This window comes from Streptomyces sp. NBC_00075, assembly GCF_045041225.1.
Lineage (GTDB): Bacteria > Actinomycetota > Actinomycetes > Streptomycetales > Streptomycetaceae > Streptomyces > Streptomyces adonidis.
Genome location: NZ_CP108243.1, coordinates 8,354,152 through 8,372,642, shown reverse-complemented (window position 1 = coordinate 8,372,642; position 18,491 = coordinate 8,354,152). Strand labels below are relative to the sequence as shown.

The 18,491-nt window shown below is 71.4% G+C and carries 15 protein-coding genes; 11 read left to right on the top strand and 4 right to left on the bottom strand.

Annotated features, from left to right (window positions below):
• The first annotated feature begins 11 nt into the window (after positions 1-11).
• Both OG787_RS36665 and OG787_RS36660 read left to right on the top strand, forming a co-directional pair.
• Positions 12-1,793 (top strand): phosphatidylglycerol lysyltransferase domain-containing protein, encoded by a 1,782-nt coding sequence (locus OG787_RS36665; protein ID WP_405538133.1) that lies wholly within the window; start codon positions 12-14, stop codon positions 1,791-1,793.
• 17 nt (positions 1,794-1,810) lie between these two features.
• Complete coding sequence (locus tag OG787_RS36660; RefSeq protein WP_369036753.1) at positions 1,811-2,512, top strand: hypothetical protein; 702 nt, start codon at positions 1,811-1,813, stop codon at positions 2,510-2,512.
• On the opposite strand, the gene OG787_RS36655 is transcribed toward OG787_RS36660, so the two are convergent.
• Positions 2,449-3,216 (bottom strand): hypothetical protein, encoded by a 768-nt coding sequence (locus OG787_RS36655; protein ID WP_405538132.1) that lies wholly within the window; start codon positions 3,214-3,216, stop codon positions 2,449-2,451. The genes OG787_RS36660 and OG787_RS36655 overlap by 64 nt on opposite strands.
• Before the next feature lie 90 nt (positions 3,217-3,306).
• Between OG787_RS36655 and OG787_RS36650 the strand changes: the two genes are divergently transcribed.
• From OG787_RS36650 to sucB, 5 genes are all read left to right on the top strand, one after another.
• The gene (locus OG787_RS36650; protein WP_405538130.1) at positions 3,307-4,146 is read left to right on the top strand and encodes an adenosylcobinamide-GDP ribazoletransferase; all 840 of its coding nucleotides are present in this window, start codon (positions 3,307-3,309) and stop codon (positions 4,144-4,146) included.
• A gap of 437 nt (positions 4,147-4,583) precedes the next feature.
• A complete protein-coding gene (locus tag OG787_RS36645; protein WP_405538127.1) occupies positions 4,584-5,408 on the top strand; it encodes a hypothetical protein in 825 nt (274 codons plus the stop codon).
• 266 nt (positions 5,409-5,674) lie between these two features.
• A complete protein-coding gene (locus tag OG787_RS36640) occupies positions 5,675-7,204 on the top strand; it encodes a leucyl aminopeptidase (protein WP_405538125.1) in 1,530 nt (509 codons plus the stop codon).
• 356 nt (positions 7,205-7,560) lie between these two features.
• Positions 7,561-8,949, top strand: a complete 1,389-nt coding sequence (gene lpdA / locus OG787_RS36635; RefSeq protein WP_405538123.1) for a dihydrolipoyl dehydrogenase — start codon at positions 7,561-7,563, stop codon at positions 8,947-8,949.
• Between the two features lie 58 nt (positions 8,950-9,007).
• Complete coding sequence (gene sucB, locus OG787_RS36630) at positions 9,008-10,807, top strand: 2-oxoglutarate dehydrogenase, E2 component, dihydrolipoamide succinyltransferase (protein WP_405538122.1); 1,800 nt, start codon at positions 9,008-9,010, stop codon at positions 10,805-10,807.
• Between the two features lie 182 nt (positions 10,808-10,989).
• On the opposite strand, the gene OG787_RS36625 is transcribed toward sucB, so the two are convergent.
• Complete coding sequence (locus tag OG787_RS36625; RefSeq protein WP_405538120.1) at positions 10,990-11,661, bottom strand: hypothetical protein; 672 nt, start codon at positions 11,659-11,661, stop codon at positions 10,990-10,992.
• Positions 11,662-11,955: 294 nt separating this feature from the next.
• Between OG787_RS36625 and OG787_RS36620 the strand changes: the two genes are divergently transcribed.
• From OG787_RS36620 to OG787_RS36605, 4 genes are all read left to right on the top strand, one after another.
• A complete protein-coding gene (locus OG787_RS36620; protein WP_369036745.1) occupies positions 11,956-12,579 on the top strand; it encodes a GntR family transcriptional regulator in 624 nt (207 codons plus the stop codon).
• Positions 12,580-12,813: 234 nt separating this feature from the next.
• Entirely contained in the window at positions 12,814-15,522 is a 2,709-nt protein-coding gene (aceE, locus tag OG787_RS36615; RefSeq protein WP_405538119.1) for a pyruvate dehydrogenase (acetyl-transferring), homodimeric type, read from the top strand.
• Between the two features lie 229 nt (positions 15,523-15,751).
• Positions 15,752-16,804 (top strand): helix-turn-helix transcriptional regulator, encoded by a 1,053-nt coding sequence (locus OG787_RS36610; protein WP_369037857.1) that lies wholly within the window; start codon positions 15,752-15,754, stop codon positions 16,802-16,804.
• Positions 16,804-17,328 (top strand): DUF4240 domain-containing protein, encoded by a 525-nt coding sequence (locus tag OG787_RS36605; RefSeq protein WP_235480195.1) that lies wholly within the window; start codon positions 16,804-16,806, stop codon positions 17,326-17,328. Before OG787_RS36610 ends, OG787_RS36605 begins: the two co-directional genes overlap by 1 nt.
• A 21-nt stretch (positions 17,329-17,349) precedes the next feature.
• Here OG787_RS36605 and OG787_RS36600 read toward each other — a convergent pair whose 3' ends face one another.
• Together OG787_RS36600 and OG787_RS36595 are read right to left on the bottom strand one after the other, a co-directional pair.
• On the bottom strand, positions 17,350-17,604 hold the full coding sequence (locus OG787_RS36600) for a hypothetical protein (protein ID WP_369037856.1): 255 nt from the start codon (positions 17,602-17,604) through the stop codon (positions 17,350-17,352).
• 104 nt (positions 17,605-17,708) lie between these two features.
• A complete protein-coding gene (locus OG787_RS36595) occupies positions 17,709-18,485 on the bottom strand; it encodes a peptidoglycan recognition protein (protein ID WP_369037858.1) in 777 nt (258 codons plus the stop codon).
• Between the last annotated feature and the right edge of the window lie 6 nt (positions 18,486-18,491).

Below are 18,491 nucleotides of genomic sequence, written 5' to 3'. Positions count from 1 at the left end.
GATCTCCCTCTATGGGAGATGCCCCGCTCGCGCCGAACGTTCAGCGACGCCCCAGCACCACCGCCTCACGGCGAGCCGCCGCGTTCGCCGTCTGGTATCTGCGGGTCGTCACCTTCGTCAATCTCCTCAGCGCGGTGTGGGTCTCCTTCGGGAACGACGTACGGCGGCACAACGAGGAGAACTTCTACACGCCGTACCTGCTGACCGCCGGCTTCGCCTCCGGGGTCTTCACGATGTTCCTCGCGATCACCATGCGGCGCCGCAAACGGGCCGCCTGGATCCTGAACATCGTGCTCGGCTCGCTGTTCCTGCTGCTGTTCGCCCTCGCGATGTTCTTCGCGGAGATCCGGGAGCACGCTCAGAACTGGGTCTCGCTCGTCCTCACCGCCGCGTTCGTCGCCGCGCTCGTCGTGGGGAAGCGGGAGTTCTACGCCAAGGGCGACCGGTCCAACGCGCGGCTCGCCGCCGCCGTCGGGGTCGGCGGGCTGCTCGTCTGCTCGCTCCTCGCCGCGCTCCTCGTCACCGTCGCCAACCAGGCGGACGACAGCCACCGTTCGACGTTCCTGGAGCGCTGGAACTACGGCACGATGCGGCTGATCTCCGTCGCCGCCGACGACTCGGGCTTCACGGGGATCTCCACGCCCAACTGGGTCGACGTCGTCATCAACGTCATGAGTACGCTGCTGATCCTCGCCGTCCTCTACGCCGCCTTCCGCTCCCGTCGTGCCGTCGACCCGCTCACCGAGGACGACGAGACCAGGCTGCGCGCCCTCCTCGACCGCAACGGCGACCGCGACTCCCTCGGCTACTTCGCCCTGCGCCGCGAGAAGAGCGTCATCTGGTCCCCCACCGGCAAAGCAGCCATCGCCTATCGCGCCCTCGGCGGGGTCTCGCTGGCCGCCGGTGATCCGATCGGCGACCCGGAGGCCTGGCCCGGCGCCATCGAGCCGTGGCTCGCCGAGGCCCGCGTCCACGGCTGGATCCCGGCCGTGATGGGGGCGAGCGAGGAGGCCGGGACGGTGTACGCACGGCACGGTCTCGACGCCCTCGAACTCGGCGACGAGGCCATCGTCGAGACCGCCGAGTTCACGTTGGAGGGGCGGGCCATGCGGACCGTCCGGCAGGCCTACAACCGGGTCAAGCGGGCCGGGTACACGGTGCGCGTCCGCCGTCACGCGGACATCCCGGCCGAGGAGATGACGTACCTCCTCCAGCGCGCCGACGACTGGCGGGACGGCGAGACCGAGCGCGGGTTCAGCATGGCGCTGGGGCGGCTCGGCGACCCGGAGGACGGGCAGTGCGTGATGCTCGAATGTGCGGATAGCCGCGCGGGGGGAGGCGGCGAGTTGAGGGCCGTGCTCTCCTTCGTGCCCTGGGGGCCCAACGGGCTGTCGCTCGACCTCATGCGGCGTGACCGGGACTCCGACAACGGGCTGATGGAGTTCATGGTGATCGAGCTGCTCCAGCGTGCCCAGGAGATCGGGATCACTCAGGTGTCGCTCAACTTCGCGATGTTCCGTTCCGTCTTCGAACGTGGCGGGCGCATCGGCGCGGGGCCGGTGCTGAGGCTGTGGCGGTCGCTGCTCAGCTTCTTCTCCCGCTGGTGGCAGATCGAGTCGCTGTACCGCGCCAACGCGAAGTACCGGCCCATCTGGGAGCCCCGGTTCCTGCTCTTCGAGAAGAGCGCGGACCTGCCGCGCATCGGCATCGCCGCGGCCCGCGCGGAGGGCTTCCTGGAGGCACCGGGACTGCCGAAGTGGCTGCACCGGAAGCACCTGGAGTCGAAGAGATGACAGCGGGGAGATGAGTGATGGGTACGGTCGTCCGCTGGGCCCGCGCCGAGTGGGGGCCGCTGTACGTCGCCGTACGCGGGCCCCTGCTCCGGCGCCGGTGGCGGGCGCTGCCCATGACCCTCGGCGCCGTCTGTCTGACCGCGCTCGTCCAGTTCACGCAGAACCAGTCGTGGGGTTATCGGTTCGTGCAGAACCTCGGTGCCGTCCGCGCCGAGGACCCCCTCTGGCTGGCGCTGCTCCGCACCCCGCTCTCCCTCTTCGTGCCCGCCCTGGACCTGCCGGTGTGGGGTGCGCTGGCGCAGATCCTGGTCGTGTTCGGCATCGCGGAGATCTGCCTCGGCTGGTGGCGCGCCCTCGTCATCGCGTACGTCGCCACCCTCGCCGGCACGCTCTACGCGCGCGTGGGCATCGCCGTGGGCCCGTCGGGCTTCCTGGGGCTGCCCGGCGCGGACGCGCATGTCGTGGACACCGGTCCGTCGGCGGCCGTGGTGGGCCTCGCCGTGTTCCTGGGCTGGCGCTACCGGGCGTACGTGACCGCCGCCGCGGTGATCGTCGCGATGGTGGTGGAGGTGATCCTCAAGGACAACCTCGCGGGCAAGGAGCATCTGGCGGCCATCGTGGCCGTACTCGTCCTGTGCGGGGTCTCGGCGCTGCGTCACGGACGTACGACGGGAGCCCGGGCGGGTTCGGGGTCGGGCTTGCCGCCGATCAGGTCCTGAAGGCGGCGGCGGGGGCCGGCCCAGCGGCGGTCGTGGCGGTAGGCGCGCAGGGTGGAGCGGGAACGGGAGCGCGGGCGGCGGACGTAGAAGCGCTTCGCCCAGGGCGAGCCGGGGCGGGCCAGCCGGATCGCACCGATGATCGCGACGAAGGGGACGATCACACCGAAGATCGCCGTGCGGGGCTTGCCCTTGCTGAGGGCGAGGAGGGAGAAGAGGAAGTTGATGGCGATGCTGACCATGACGCCGCCCCGGTTCTGGAGGTCCTCGTCGGAGAGGTCGTTCACGCCGAACGGCAGGAAGCCCAGGAGGACCAGGCCGACCAGGGCCGCCGTCAGCACCACCACCTCGACGCTCTGCCGGCCGGCCTCGGTCCAGTAGACGTCGTCGAGATGCAGGATCAGCGCGAACTCGTCCAGCACCAGCCCCGCGCCCATCCCGAAGATCACCGCGCACAGTCCCGCGCCGAAGCCGCGCTGTCCGCTGGCCACGGCCCCGAATCCGCCCACGACGGTCAGGACGACCCCGGGCACGACGTGATGGATGTGCATCCCGCCCGCCTTGACGTTGCCGAACGGGCCCTTGCCCGCGCGGATCATCCGGGTGACGACCCGGGTGATCAGGAACGTCAGGACGAAGGCGGCGAGCGCCAGGAGCAGCGGCAGCTTGCCCGGCTCGACGATGTTCCGCTCCAGCCAATGACCCATGCGCGCACTTTATCCGCTTATACGCCGTTATCGGCTGCTTGCCTCACCGGCGCCCTGGGCAGGTCGCACCGTCGCGGGTACTCTGCGCCGGTGTCCACGCCCCCGCCGCCCACCGAGCCGCCCAGGCCCTCCGAGCCGCCTTCCGACTCCCCGCCCTCCGATCCCCTGGACGGGATCCGGTTCGCCTTCGGCACGCTGACCGTGCTGCCGGTGAAGGTGACCCGCTGGGACCGGGACGCGGCGCGCGGAGGCATGCTGTGCGCGCCGGTGGCGGGTCTGGCCGTCGGTGCGGGTGCCGCCCTGACCGGTCTGCTGCTGCTCTTCCTGGGCGCGGGCGCGCTGCTCGCCGCCGTCGCCACGGCCGCCGTACCCGCTGTCCTCACCCGGGGGCTGCATCTCGACGGTCTCGCCGACACCGCCGACGGGCTGGGCAGCGGCAAGCCCGCCGAGGACGCGCTGCGCATCATGAAGCAGTCGGACATCGGCCCGTTCGGGGTGATCGCCCTTCTGTTCGTGCTGCTGGCCCAGGTGGCCGCGCTCGCCCAGTTGTACGGCGACTCATGGGGCCGGGGTGCGCTCGCCGCCGTCGTCTCGGCGACCGCCGCCCGCCTCGCCCTCACCCTGGCCGCCCGCACCGGCGTACCGGCCGCGCGGCCGGCCGGGCTGGGGGCGGCGGTCGCGGGAACGGTGCCCGTGCGCTCGGCGCTGCTGGTGACGGCCCTGGTCACGGCCGTGGCGGCCGGCTACGGCGCGCTCTTCGGGGCGTACGACGCCGTGCTCACCGCCCTCGCGGTCCTCGCCGCCTGCGCCGCCGCCGAACGCCTCCTCCAGCACTGCACGCGCCGCCTCGGCGGGGTCACCGGCGACGTCTTCGGCGCCCTCGCGGAGACGGCGGCGACGGCGGCACTGGTCGTGCTCTCGCTGGGGTAGTGCGGACGGGCGCCTCCTCGGACGCGGAGCCCAACTCGGGCTCTTGGCAGACCACTTGGCCGCGGCGCGCCACCGGAACGTGGCCCGGATTCATATCGAACCCCGGTACGATCTGCGCCTCAGCGCCGCCGGACGCGTTCGACGCGACCCACGTGGAAGGACATCGAGACACAGTGCAGGCTCCGCTGCCACGCCGGTCGAAGGGACCGTCGGCGATCGCCGCAGCCTCCGCTGCCGTCGCCAGGCCGGGTTCCGAATCCGAGGACGATTCCGAGCCCCGCCCGGAACCCGAGGCCCCGACACCGCCGATGTCCGCGGCGGCGGCCGCGTTCGTGGTGGAGGAGCCGGCAGAACCCGCGACGCCCGCGCAGCCGGCGAAAACGGCGAAACCGGGAACGCCCGCCGAGCCAGAGACGTCGGCGCAGCCCGCGAGGACCGTGAAGGCCACTGTCGCGCCGCCTCCGGCCGGGCGGCGGTTGCCCCAAGTCGCCTTGCTGGCCGGTGCCATCGTGGTCGGGGCCGCGCTGATCGGCGGTGCCATCATCGTGGTCGGCTCCGGTGACGACGACGATGACGGGCAGGCGTCGGCTTCCGCGCCGAGTGCCGTATCGGGCACCACCCAGGGCGGCGGGCCGTCCGCGGGTGAGCCGAGCAGGCCCGGTTCGGCCTCGCCGTCCGTCTCGCCGTCCACCTCGCCGTCGGCGAAGAACCGCACCAGCGCGTCGCCGAAGTCACCGGCCGCGGAACCCACCAAGGACAGCGGTGCCGGCGCGCCCGTTCAGGACGAGCCGTCCGCCACCGTGGCCGCCGCCGACGACGACGGCGGTGTCGCGAACGGGTCGGTCAGCAGCGATGCCGACACCTCCTGCACCGCCACCGCGGGTTCCGGCGCCATCACCGGCTACTTCGCCTGCGCATCCGCCGGAAACGTCCGTCTCCAGGTGACCTTCCACACCTCGGAGCGCTTCCTGCACGCCTTCTTCGACACCGACGGCAACACCGCGACCGGTTACCAGCTCCCCTATCCGTCGCCCTCGGCCCTCGGCGCCGACTACATGATCGAGAACGGCGTCCTCTACCGGAGCCGGTCGACCAGCTGGAAGTGGAGCGAGATCGCGGCCCGTCCCACGGAGACGGTCAGCGGCTCCACCTACACCTGGACGCTGCCGCTGAGCCGGCTCGGCTCACCGACGGGTACGCAGCGGGTGCAGTTCAACGCCGGAACCGACTTCACCCCGGTACTCACCTTCAGCCCGAAGTAGCGGCTCGGCGCGTTCGGCCGAAAGGCCTTGAGCGAGCGTCCAGTTGCGGTGGCCGGGAGTGCGGTCGCCCGGTGTCCGCGCCGTCGCCTCGGGTGAACGTCCGCAGGAATGAGCGAAACCGGCCACCGAGCGTAGGCTCGTGCCGGGTGTACCGACCCCGGTACGGACCACCCCCCAGGGCCGGATTTAGGGTCGCTTGTCGGGCCCGGTCGACCCACTCCACTCGGCCACAGAAACTTTTCAGACGGAAGCGAGAATTCACCACCGTGACTGCTCTCACTCTCAGCACCGCCGCGGCGCCCGGCCTTCGGGCCGACGCGATCGTCGTCGGTGTCGCCAAGGGCACCAAAGGACCGGTCGTCGCACCGGGCGCCGAGGCCGTGGACCAGGCGTACGACGGCAAGCTCGCCGACGTCCTGGGAACCCTCGGCGCCTCCGGTGCCGAGGGCGAGGTGACCAAGCTGCCCGCGCCGGCCGGCTTCAAGGCGCCCATCGTCGTGGCCGTCGGCCTCGGCCCGCTGCCCGAGAAGGACGAGACCTTCGGCGCCGAGTCGCTGCGCCGGGCCGCCGGTGTCGCCGCCCGCACCCTCGCCGGCGCCAAGAAGGCCGCCTTCGCCCTGCCCATCGAGGACGCGGCCGACGCCGGTGCGATCGGCGAGGGCGCGCTGCTCGGTGCGTACTCCTTCGACGCGTACAAGGAGATCGGCAAGGCAGGCAAGGACGCCAAGAACGGCAAGGCGCCGCTCGCCGAGATCGCCCTGCTCGGCGGCAAGCCGCGCGACGCCGCGTACAAGGCGGCCGTCGCCCGTGCCACCGCCGTGTCCGAGGAGCTGAACCGCGCCCGCGACCTGATCAACACCCCGCCGAACGACCTCGACCCGGAGGCCTTCGCCGCTGTCGCGAAGACGGCGGCCGAGGAGCACGGCATCGGGGTCGAGGTGCTGGACGTGGCGGCGCTGGAGGAGGGCGGCTACGGCGGCATCCTCGGCGTCGGCGCCGGCTCCGCCGCCGGACCCCGGCTGGTGAAGCTGACGTACACGCACGAGGCCGCGAGCAAGCACCTCGCCTTCGTCGGCAAGGGCATCACCTACGACTCGGGCGGCATCTCGCTCAAGCCCGCCGGGCACAACGAGACGATGAAGTGCGACATGAGCGGGGCGGCGGCGGTCTTCGCGGCCGTGGTCGCCGCCGCGCGGCTCGGCCTGGAGGTCAACGTCACCGGCTGGCTCGCGCTGGCCGAGAACATGCCGTCCGGCTCCGCCACCCGCCCCGGTGACGTGCTGCGCATGTACAGCGGCAAGACGGTCGAGGTCCTCAACACCGACGCCGAGGGCCGGCTCGTCCTCGCCGACGCCCTGTGGGCCGCCTCGGCGGAGAAGCCGGACGCGATCGTCGACGTGGCGACGCTCACCGGCGCGATGATGCTGGCGCTGGGGAACCGGACGTACGGGATCATGGCGAACGACGACGCGTTCCGCTCCGCGGTGCACGAGGCGGCGGATGAGGTCGGGGAGGCGGCGTGGCCGATGCCGCTGCCGGATCACCTGAAGAAGGGGATGGAGTCCCCGACCGCCGATATCGCGAACATGGGTGAGCGGTACGGGGGCGGGCTGGTCGCGGGGTTGTTCCTGCGGGAGTTCGTGGGTGAGGGGATCACCTGGGCACACCTCGACATCGCGGGGCCCGCGTTCAACGAGGGTGGGCCCTTCGGGTACACGCCCAAGGGCGGTACCGGGACCGCGGTTCGTACGTTGGTGCGGCTGGCCGAGCTGACCGCTGTCGGCGACCTGGGCTGAGGGGCGTTTTTGTGACGGGACCTCGTGGGCGGGTAGTCCGAGGTCCCGTCGCGCCCAGCAGCTCGGTTCCTGGTGTTGATCGGCGGGTGCGGGTCGTGCGTGGCTTGTCGCGCCCGCGCGGCGGAGCCGCACATGTCACAGCCCCGCGCCCCTGGGTGGGTCATCTCACCCTTCTCCGAAAAGTGTGTGGGGTGTCCGTCACACCAGCCCGGCGTCTCTTCTGCGTCCGACAAGTGCGAAGATGGGGCTCGGCAGGATAGGGCCCCCACCACAGGGCCGAAGAAAGACGGCCGGACACCAGCCGCCGCCCGGTCACTGACGACCGGCGTACGGCGCACATGCATGGAGGACGTGACGTGGCGAACGACGCCAGCACCGTTTTCGACCTAGTGATCCTCGGCGGTGGCAGTGGCGGGTACGCCGCGGCGCTGCGCGGGGCCCAGCTGGGGCTTGACGTCGCCCTGATCGAGAAGGACAAGGTCGGCGGTACCTGCCTGCACCGGGGATGCATCCCCACCAAGGCCCTGCTCCACGCGGGCGAGATCGCCGACCAGGCCCGCGAGAGCGAGCAGTTCGGCGTCAAGGCCACCTTCGAGGGCATCGACGTCCCGGCGGTCCACAAGTACAAGGACGAGGTCATCTCGGGCCTGTACAAGGGACTCCAGGGGCTCGTCGCCTCCCGCAAGGTCACCTACATCGAGGGTGAGGGGCGGCTCTCCTCCCCCACCTCCGTCGATGTGAACGGCCAGCGGATCCAGGGCCGCCACATCCTGCTGGCGACCGGCTCCGTGCCGAAGTCGCTGCCGGGCCTGGAGATCGACGGCAACCGGATCATCTCCTCGGACCACGCCCTCGTACTGGACCGGGTGCCGGAGTCGGCCATCGTCCTCGGCGGCGGTGTCATCGGCGTCGAGTTCGCGTCCGCGTGGAAGTCCTTCGGTACGGACGTCACGATCATCGAGGGTCTGAAGCACCTGGCCCCCCTCGAGGACGAGAACTCCTCCAAGCTTCTTGAGCGCGCGTTCCGCAAGCGCGGCATCAAGTTCAACCTGGGCACCTTCTTCTCGAAGGCCGAGTACACCGCGAACGGTGTCAAGGTCACCCTTGCCGACGGCAAGGAGTTCGAGGCCGAGGTGCTGCTCGTGGCGGTGGGCCGTGGGCCCGTCTCCGCCGGCCTCGGTTACGAGGAGCAGGGCGTCGCGATGGACCGCGGCTACGTCCTGGTCGACGAGTACATGCGGACGAACGTGCCGACGATCTCGGCCGTCGGTGACCTGGTCCCGACGCTCCAGCTCGCGCACGTCGGCTTCGCCGAGGGCATCCTGGTGGCGGAGCGGCTGGCCGGTCTGAAGGCCGTCCCGATCGACTACGACGGTGTCCCCCGGGTGACGTACTGCCACCCCGAGGTCGCCTCCGTGGGCATCACCGAGGCCAAGGCCAAGGAGATCTACGGTGCGGACAAGGTCGTCGCTCTGAAGTACAGCCTCGCGGGCAACGGCAAGAGCAAGATCCTCAAGACCGCGGGCGAGATCAAGCTCGTCCAGGTCAAGGACGGTGCCGTGGTCGGCGTCCACATGGTCGGCGACCGCATGGGCGAGCAGGTCGGCGAAGCCCAGCTGATCTACAACTGGGAGGCGCTGCCGGCCGAGGTCGCGCAGCTCATCCACGCCCACCCGACGCAGAGCGAGGCGCTCGGCGAGGCCCACCTGGCCCTGGCCGGCAAGCCGCTGCACGCCCACGACTGACCCTCGGTCGACGGACGACGACACAGACTTCCGCAATTCGTAAGGAGCAACCGAAACCATGGCGGTTTCCGTAACCCTTCCGGCGCTCGGTGAGAGCGTCACCGAGGGCACTGTCACCCGCTGGCTGAAGGCCGAGGGCGAGCGCGTCGAGGCCGACGAGCCGCTGCTGGAGGTGTCGACCGACAAGGTCGACACCGAGATCCCCTCGCCCGTCTCCGGTGTCCTGGCGTCCATCAAGGTCGCCGAGGACGAGACGGTCGAGGTCGGCGCCGAGCTGGCCCTGATCGACGACGGCAGCGGCGCGCCCGCTGCCGCCCCTGCCCCGGCCGCCGAGCCGGTCGCCGCGCCCGCCGCTCCGGCCCCCGTGGCCGAGGCGCCAGCCGCTCCGGCTCCTGCCCCCGCTGCGGCTCCGGCCGCCCCCGCCGGTGGCGCGTCCGGCACCGACGTCACCCTCCCCGCGCTCGGTGAGAGCGTCACCGAGGGCACCGTCACCCGCTGGCTGAAGTCGGTCGGCGACAGCGTCGAGGCCGACGAGCCGCTGCTCGAGGTCTCCACGGACAAGGTCGACACCGAGATCCCGGCGCCCACCTCCGGTGTGCTCCTGGAGATCGTGGTCGGCGAGGACGAGACCGCCGAGGTCGGCGCCAAGCTGGCCGTGATCGGCGCCCCGGGTGCCGCTCCGGCGGCTGCCCCGGCTCCGGCCGCCCCGGCTCCGGCGCCCGTCGCCGCCGCCCCGGCGCCCGCGCCCGTCGCGCCCCCGGCCCCCGTGGCTCCGGCCGCTCCTGCCCCGGCCCCCGCGCCGGTCCAGGCCGCGGCTCCGGTCGCTCCCCCGGCGCCCGCGCCGGTCGCTCCCCCGGCGCCCGCGCCGGTCGCTCCCGCCCCGGTCACCCCGGCGCCGGTTCCCGCCGCCGCGCGGGCCACCGACGAGGGTGCGTACGTGACCCCGCTGGTGCGCAAGCTCGCCGCCGAGAACGGCGTCGACCTGGGCACCGTCAAGGGCACCGGCGTCGGCGGCCGTATCCGCAAGCAGGACGTCCTCGCCGCCGCCGAGGCCGCGAAGGCCGCGGCTGCCGCTCCGGCGCCCGCTGCCGCCGCTGCCCCGGCCGCCAAGAAGGCTCCGGCCCTGGAGGCCTCTCCCCTCCGCGGCCAGACCATCAAGATGCCTCGCATCCGCAAGGTCATCGGCGACAACATGGTGAAGGCCCTGCACGAGCAGGCCCAGCTGTCCTCGGTCGTCGAGGTCGACGTCACCCGCCTGATGCGCCTGCGCAGCAAGGCCAAGGACTCCTTCGCGGCCCGCGAGGGCGTCAAGCTGTCCCCGATGCCGTTCTTCGTCAAGGCCGCGGCCCAGGCGCTGAAGGCGCACGCGCCCGTCAACGCCCGGATCAACGTGGACGAGGGCACGATCACCTACTTCGACACCGAGAACATCGGTATCGCGGTGGACTCCGAGAAGGGCCTGATGACCCCGGTCATCAAGCACGCGGGCGACCTCAACATCGCCGGCATCGCCAAGGCCACGGCCGAGCTGGCGGGCAAGGTCCGGGCCAACAAGATCACCCCGGACGAGCTGTCCGGCGCGACCTTCACCATCTCCAACACCGGCTCGCGCGGCGCGCTCTTCGACACGATCATCGTGCCGCCGAACCAGGTCGCGATCCTGGGCATCGGCGCGACGGTCAAGCGTCCGGCGGTCATCGAGACGGAGGAGGGCACCGTCATCGGCGTACGCGACATGACGTACCTGACCCTGTCCTACGACCACCGCCTGGTCGACGGCGCCGACGCGGCCCGTTACCTGACCGCCGTCAAGGCGATCCTGGAGGCAGGCGAGTTCGAGGTCGAGCTGGGCCTCTGACCAGCCTCGACGCAGTACGTACGGTGCCCCGCCGGAGTCCTCCGGCGGGGCACCGCCGTTTCGCGCAGGCGTCTGGCCGAGCTTGGGAATCCGGGTCCAGAACGCGCCCCCCAGGGGCGCGGAGAACTGCGCGACCAGCCCCCACCGGCCCGCAGCGGGCGAACCGCCCTCCAGCAGAGCACTCAGTGGGGCTTCAGCTTGTTGTCCGTCCAGCCCACCAGCGTCTCCACCCACACGTTCGGGATCGCCAGCTCGGCGGCCTTCGGGAGGTGCCTGGTCCGGTAGGCCTTCAGGACGTCGTACGTGGCGTCCAGGCAGTCCCTGGAGGTCAACTCGCCGGTCTTCGGGTCGACGCCGACCAGGAACCCGCGCCCCTCGATGACGGGGATCATCTCCCGGGCCGCCGGAACATCGCTCCGCGACGAGTTCGTACAGCGATAGCGGCTGTACGGGTGCTCCGACTTCCCCGGATAGTGCGCGTCCCGGGACATCTCGCTCAGCATCCTCTTGTACGAGCCCTCCGCGTGCCAGGCCCCGATGTCACCGCCGGGCGGCGTGTACAGCTTGCCCGACGGGTTCTCGACCGCCCCGTACACCCAGCGGTCGGTGCCCGTGACCCGGAAGCCCCAGCCGACGTGCCCGAACTTCTGCGCACCGTCGGGCTTCACGAAGACGCAGGCACCGCCGGAACGCCGGGGCCCGGCGGCGGCCGACATGCCCTGGAGCCCCTCCGCGGTACCGGTCACCGTGGCCGGTTTCTCCTCGCCACTCGTGACGGAGCCCGACCGGCACCCCGTCCCGCTCACGACCACCCCGGCCACCACCACCGCGACCCACAGCCCGAAACCGTTCATCCCATCCCCCGATGGTCCGAGGGACGCCCCGTTCGCGAACCCTCCGCAGGCGGCGACACCGTTTCGGGCCACCGGGTTTCGCCGACGAGAGGGCGGTGACACGGCGGTGACGGCTCCGGACCGGCTCCGGTACATGCGCCGCCCTACGCGCTGTGGCGTGCGCCCTGTCCGGTCTGTAACGCTCGTCTCACGGACGCCCGCACTCGCGCCCGGAAACCCTCTGGACAGGGACGCGGCCGTATTGTCTATAGGTCAACGCCCCTGGGGCCGAAGCCCCTCCCTCAAGGAGCCCTCATGACCGCGCCCGTCGTCCACTCGCTGCGCGAGCAGATCCGCGAGCACATCGTGGAGGGGATCGTCAGCGGGCGCTGGAAGCCGGGCGAGCGGATCGTCGAGCGCCGGATCGCGACCGAGCTGGAGGTCAGCCAGACCCCCGTACGGGAGGCGCTGCGCGAGCTGGAGTCGCTGCGGCTGATCGAGTCGGCCCCCAACAAGGGCGTGCGGGTACGGAATCTGACCGCCGCCGACCTGGAGGAGAGTTACCCCGTCCGGGCCGGTCTGGAGGCCATCGCGGCCGAGCTGGCGGCGGCGAAGCTGGCGGACGACTGCTCGGCCCTCGAACCGCATGTGGCCGCCCTATACGAGGCCGACCGCGCGGCGGACGGAACCGGCCAGGTCCGGCACACGGTGGCGTTCCACCGCGAGATGGTGCGCGCGGCCGGGAACTCGGTGCTGCTGCACACCTGGGAAGGGCTGGGCATCGAGGTGTTCACGGCCCTGTCGATCCGCTGGCTGGGAACGGTCCAGCAGTCGTACGCGGAGGAGCACGAGGAGCTGGTCGCCGCATTCCGCCGCCGGGATCCGCGGATCGCGGAGCTGGTGAAGGCGCATGTGCTGGGGTGCGCGCCGCGCCCGTGACGCAAGCGAGCCCATAGGCGCTCACCTGCGAAAACCCCGGGAAATCGCGGCACCCCGTGCCCGCCCGCAAGGCACCCCGTGCCTACTTTCTCGTGATCAAGAGGTTTTGCCCTTCACCCCTTTGATCGATCATCGATCAGAGAGTTATTGTCACCGACGGGTCCCCACAAGGACCCACAGCCCTGTCCTGCCAAAGACCATGGGCACCCCCCTTCGACCGAGGAAGGCGGCGACATGACCGACCCCAAGGCCATCCAGCCGAGCGAGCTCGACCAGCTCCCTGACCGCGACCCCGAAGAGACCGCCGAATGGCAGGCCTCGCTGGACGCGGTCACCAAGGCGGCCGGGCCGCACCGTGCCGCGTATCTGATGCGCCGCACACTGGAGCGCGCCGAGGGCAACGGCATCGCGCTGCCCAAGCTCCTGGAGACGGACTACGTCAACACCATCCCGACCGCCGCCGAGCCCGTCGTGGACGGCGACGAGGCGATGGAGCACCGGATCACCGCGTGGAACCGCTGGAACGCGGCTGCCATGGTGACCCGGGGCAGCAAACACGGCGTCGGCGGCCACATCGCCACCTTCGCCTCGGCCGCCTGGCTGTACGAGACGGGCTTCAACCACTTCTTCCGGGGCAAGGAGGGCGACGGTTCCGGAGACCAGCTGTACATCCAGGGCCACGCCTCCCCCGGTATCTACGCCCGCGCCTTCCTCGACGGCCGGCTGAACGAGGGCCACCTCGACAACTTCCGCCGCGAGTCGGGCGGCAACGGCCTCCCGTCGTATCCGCACCCGCGCCGGCTGCCCTGGCTGTGGGAGTTCCCGACGGTGTCGATGGGCCTCGGCCCGCTCTCGGCGATCTACCAGGCACGCTTCAACCGCTACCTCACCAGTCGCAGCATCAAGGACGTCTCCGCGTCCCACGTGTGGGCGTTCCTCGGTGACGGCGAGATGGACGAGCCGGAGTCGACGGCGGCACTGGCGCTGGCCTCCCGCGAGGGCCTGGACAACCTGACCTTCGTCATCAACTGCAACCTCCAGCGCCTCGACGGCCCGGTCCGCGCGAACTTCAAGATCGTGCAGGAGCTGGAGGCGCAGTTCCGCGGCGCGGGCTGGAACGTCATCAAGACCCTGTGGGGTACGGCGTGGGACGAGCTGTTCCAGCTCGACACGACAGGCGCGCTGGTGCGCAGGCTCCGTGAGGTGCCGGACGCCCAGGTGCAGACGTACCAGACCCGTGACGCCGCCTACATCCGCGCCGACTTCTTCGGCAAGGACCCGGCGCTCGCCGAGATGGCGAAGCTGCTGAGCGACGACAAGATCCTGGAGTGCTTCCACCTCTCGCGCGGTGGCCATGAGTCGCGCAAGGTGTACGCGGCCTACAGGGCGGCGCTCGCGCACAAGGGCGCGCCGACGGTGATCCTGGCCCAGACGGTCAAGGGCTTCACTCTCGGCGAGGGCTTCGCGTCGAAGAACGCCAACCACCAGATGAAGAAGCTGACGGTGGACGAGTTCAAGCAGATGCGTGATCTGCTCGAACTCCCCATCAAGGACAGCGACTTCGTCGACGGTGTGGTCCCCTACGGCCACCCGGGCGCCGACTCCCCCGAGGTCCGCTACCTCCAGGAGCGCCGCGCGGCCCTCGGCGGCCCGGCTCCGGCCCGCCGCACACAGCCGCTGGCAGCACTCCCCGCCCCCGCCGACAAGACGTTCACGTCGTTCGACAAGGGATCCGGCTCGCAGAACGTGGCGACGACGATGGCCTTCGTACGCCTGGTCAAGGACCTGGTCCGCGACAAGGAGACGGGCAAGCGCTGGGTACCGATCGTGCCGGACGAGGCACGCACGTTCGGCATGGAGAGCCTCTTCCCGTCCCTCGGTATCTACTCCCCCAAGGGCCAGACGTACGAGCCGGTCGACCGTGACCAGCTGATGTACTACAAGGAGGCCAAGGACGGCCAGATCCTCAACGAGGGGATCACCGAGGCCGGTTCCATGGCGGACTTCATCGCCGCGTCGACGTCGTACTCGACGCACGGCGAAGCGATGATCCCCTTCTACATCTTCTACTCGATGTTCGGCTGGCAGCGCACGGCCGACCAGATGTGGCAGCTCGGCGACCAGCTCGGCCGCGGCTTCCTGGTGGGCGCGACGGCGGGCCGTACGACGCTGACGGGCGAAGGCCTCCAGCACGCGGACGGTCACTCCCCCGTCATCGCCGCGACGAACCCGGCGGCGCTGTCGTACGACCCGGCGTTCGCGTACGAGGTCGCGGTGATCGTGAAGGACGGCCTCCGCCGGATGTACGGCGAGGCTGCGCCCGGCGAGGACCCGAACGTCTTCTACTACCTGACGGTCTACAACGAGCCGATCCCGCAGCCCGCGAAGCCGGCGGGGTCGGGTGTCGACATCGACGAGGGCATCGTCAAGGGGCTGTACCGCTTCAACACGGCGGAGTCGGCGGGGTTGTCCCCGGCGGCCAACGCGCCGCGCATCCAGTTGCTCGGCTCCGGTACGGCGATCCACTGGGCCCTGAAGGCGCAGCGGCTGCTCGCCGAGGAGTGGGGTGTGGCGGCGGACGTGTGGTCGGCGACGTCCTGGACGGAGCTGCGGCGGGATGCGTTGGAGGCGGATGCGGCGCTGCTGCGGGGCGAGGAGCGGGTGCCGTACGTCCGTCAGGTGCTCCAGGGTGCCGAGGGCCCGGTGCTGGCGGTGTCGGACTACATGCGCCAGGTGCCCGACCAGATCGCGCAGTGGGTCGAGCAGGACTACTCGTCGCTGGGCGCGGACGGATTCGGTCTGTCGGACACGCGGGATGCTGCGCGGCGGTACTTCGGGGTGGACGCGGAGTCGATCGTCGTCGCGGCGTTGGCGCAGCTGGCTCGGCGGGGTGAAGTGAAGGCGACGGCGGTGAAGGAGGCGCGGGAGCGGTACGGGCTGTAGGCACCCGCAGTTTCTTCGCCCCCGCCGCCCCTACCCGTCCCATCCCTGGGGGCTGCCGCCCCCAGACCCCCGCTCCGGCCCTGAACGGGCCTTGTCCTCAAACGCCGGACGGGCTGACTGACTCAGCCCGTCCGGCGTTTGAGGACGAAGGGGGGTCTGGGGGCGCAGCCCCCAGGGATGGGAACGGGTAGGGGCGGCGGGGGCGAGACAACCCGGCATCATGGGCTCCATGCGTGCTGCTCGTCTCATCAAGATGGTGCTGCTTCTTCAGGCCCGGCCCGCCATGACCGCCGCCGAGCTGGCCCGGGAGCTGGAGGTCTCCGAGCGGACCGTCGCCCGGGACGCGCAGGCGCTGTCCGAGGCGGGCGTGCCCGTGTACGCGGACCGGGGGCGGGTCGGCGGGTATCGGCTGGTCGGCGGGTACCGCACCCGTCTCACCGGACTGGCCCGCAGCGAGGCCGAGGCCCTGTTCCTGAGCGGAGTCCCGGGCGCCCTGCGCGAGATGGGCCTGGAGGACGCCGCCTCGGCGGCCCGCCTCAAGGTGGCCGCCGCGCTCCAGCCCGCCCTCCACGACACCCCCCGCACAGCGGCCCAACGCTTCCACCTGGACGCCCCCGCCTGGTTCAGCGAACCCCCCACCCCCGAGTCGCTGCCCACCGTCGCGGAAGCCGTGTGGGACGACCGTACGGTCCTGGCCCGCTACCGTCGCGGCCCCGCCGACACCGACGTGGAGCGCACGCTGGAGCCGTACGGGCTCGTCCTCAAGGCAGGCGTCTGGTATCTGTGCGCCCGGGTGCCGGAGCACACCGGTCCTGGTCCCTTTCGGGTGTACCGCGTGGACCGGTTCTCCTCGGTCCAGGTGTCCGCGGAGCGCGAGCGCTTCACCCGCGACGACACCTTCGACCTCCCCGCGTTCTGGGCGGAGCGCGCGGCGCAGTTCGCCCGGTCGATCCTGCGCGCGGAGGTCGTCGTACGGCTCTCTGCGGAAGGGGCGCGCAGACTGCCGTACGCCGTCGATCCTGTTGCTGCCAGGGACGCGCTGTCCGCCTGCGGCGACCCGGACGACCAGGGCCGGGTCACCGTGACGCTCGGGGTCGAGTCGGCGGAGGTCGCCCATTCGCAGCTGGCGGCGCTCGGGCCGGAGGCGGAGGTGCTGGCTCCGCCGGAACTGCGGACGCGGTTCGCACAGGACGCACGACGGCTCACCGCCCTGTACACCCCATCACAATCCGTGCAGCTCCACGTGCGCGCCTCTCCCCCAGGGCCGATGCTGGACCCGTGATGGACGAGACGGAGTTCTGGGAGCTGGTGGACGCGACCCGTGAGGCCGCCGAGGGTGACCCCGAGGATCAGGCCGATCTGCTGGTCGAGCGGTTGCTCCAGCTCGATCCGGACTCGGTCCTCGACTTCGCCCGGCACTTCGAGTCGCGCTACAACCGCGCCTACCGCTGGGACCTGTGGGGCGCCGCCCGGGTGCTGCTCGACGGGGCCGGCGAGGACGGCTTCGACTTCTTCCGGTGCTGGCTGATCGGGCAGGGCCGGGAGGTTTTCGAGGGCGCTCTGCACGGCGATCCCGACTCGCTCGCCGATCTGCTCGACGACTTCGACGACGAGATCGACGGGGACGGCGAGGAGCTGGGCTACGCGGCCGACGAGGCGTACGAGCAGCTCACCGGCACCGTCACCCCGGATCTGGGTATTCCGCCCGCGCCCGCGGAGCCCGAGGGCACGCCGATCGACCTCGCGGACGAAGGGGCGCTCGCCGACCGGTTCCCCAAGTTGTGGCAGCGCTTCAAGGGCGGCTGACCCGCCCACGGGCCCCGTTCGTCATACCGCCGTGCGCCTGCGGGTCAGGTCCGACGGGATGTACGCCTGCTGCGTCTGGTCGGCCCGTACCGCGTGGTGCATGGGAGCCGCGTTGGCCTGGTCGAGGGCGGAGGCCGTGACCGCCGCCGGGCCCAGGACGACCGTCGCCACCGCGCAGAGCACGGTCCACGGACCCCGCGCTCCCCCGACCCAGCCGCCGGAAGACCTCTTGCCGCCGGTCCGCTCCAGCGGGTTCGTACGACTGCTGCTGCTCATGATCCCCACCTCCAGTCAGTGCGTACGACGAAGGTAGGACCGGGAGTTGGGGCGCCCCGTTGAGTGCGCTGTGCTGTACCTGTGAGCCCTTTTCGGCTGCCGCCTCATCGTCTGCCCTGAAGGCGTGCCGCCGTCTGTCTGATCGCCGGGAGGCGGGCCGTGAGGGCGGCGCCCGGGCAGCTCGTCATATAGCCCTCCGTGTGGCCCGCCAGGGCGGGCAGGGAGACCTTGGTGCCGGAGCGGTAGCGGCTCAGGCTGTTGCTGGAGACCAGGGGGACGCGGGTGCGCGGGTCGACGCCCGAGAGGCCGAGTTTCCAGGCGGCGAGGGCGGCGATCGCGTCGGTCATGGCCTGCGGCACGGGTACGCCCGCGGTGAAGGTGCCGAGGGCGGCGATGCCGGTGGTGCGGTGGTTGAAGCCTTGAGTGTGGGCGCCGGTGACGGGGCGGTCCACGCCGCCCGCGCGGCCCTCGTAGATGGTGCCGCAGCGGTCGACGACGAAGTTGTAGCCGATGTCGTCCCAGTCCCGGCTGCCGGTCTGGCCCGCGTACAGATAGCGGATGATGCGGGGCGCGTCGGCGCAGTCGTAGCCGTTGGGGGAGTCGGTGTGGTGGATGAACACGGCGACGACCCGGTCGTCGTAGCGCGGCGGCGGCTGGCTGCGTTCGGCGTCCGCGATCCAGGCGGTACGGGGCACGATGCGCGGCTTGGCGGCGGGGTGGGCGACGGCCGGGCGGGCCGCGACGGGGTGGGCGGGACGCGCGGTCGTCCGGTCGATGCCTGCCGCGCACAGGACCAGGCCGACGGCGGCGGCGATTCCGGGCAGGCAGGCGAGCACCGCGCGGGCGGGGCCCGGCACGCGGCGAACACGCGAGTCGCCCATGGACCC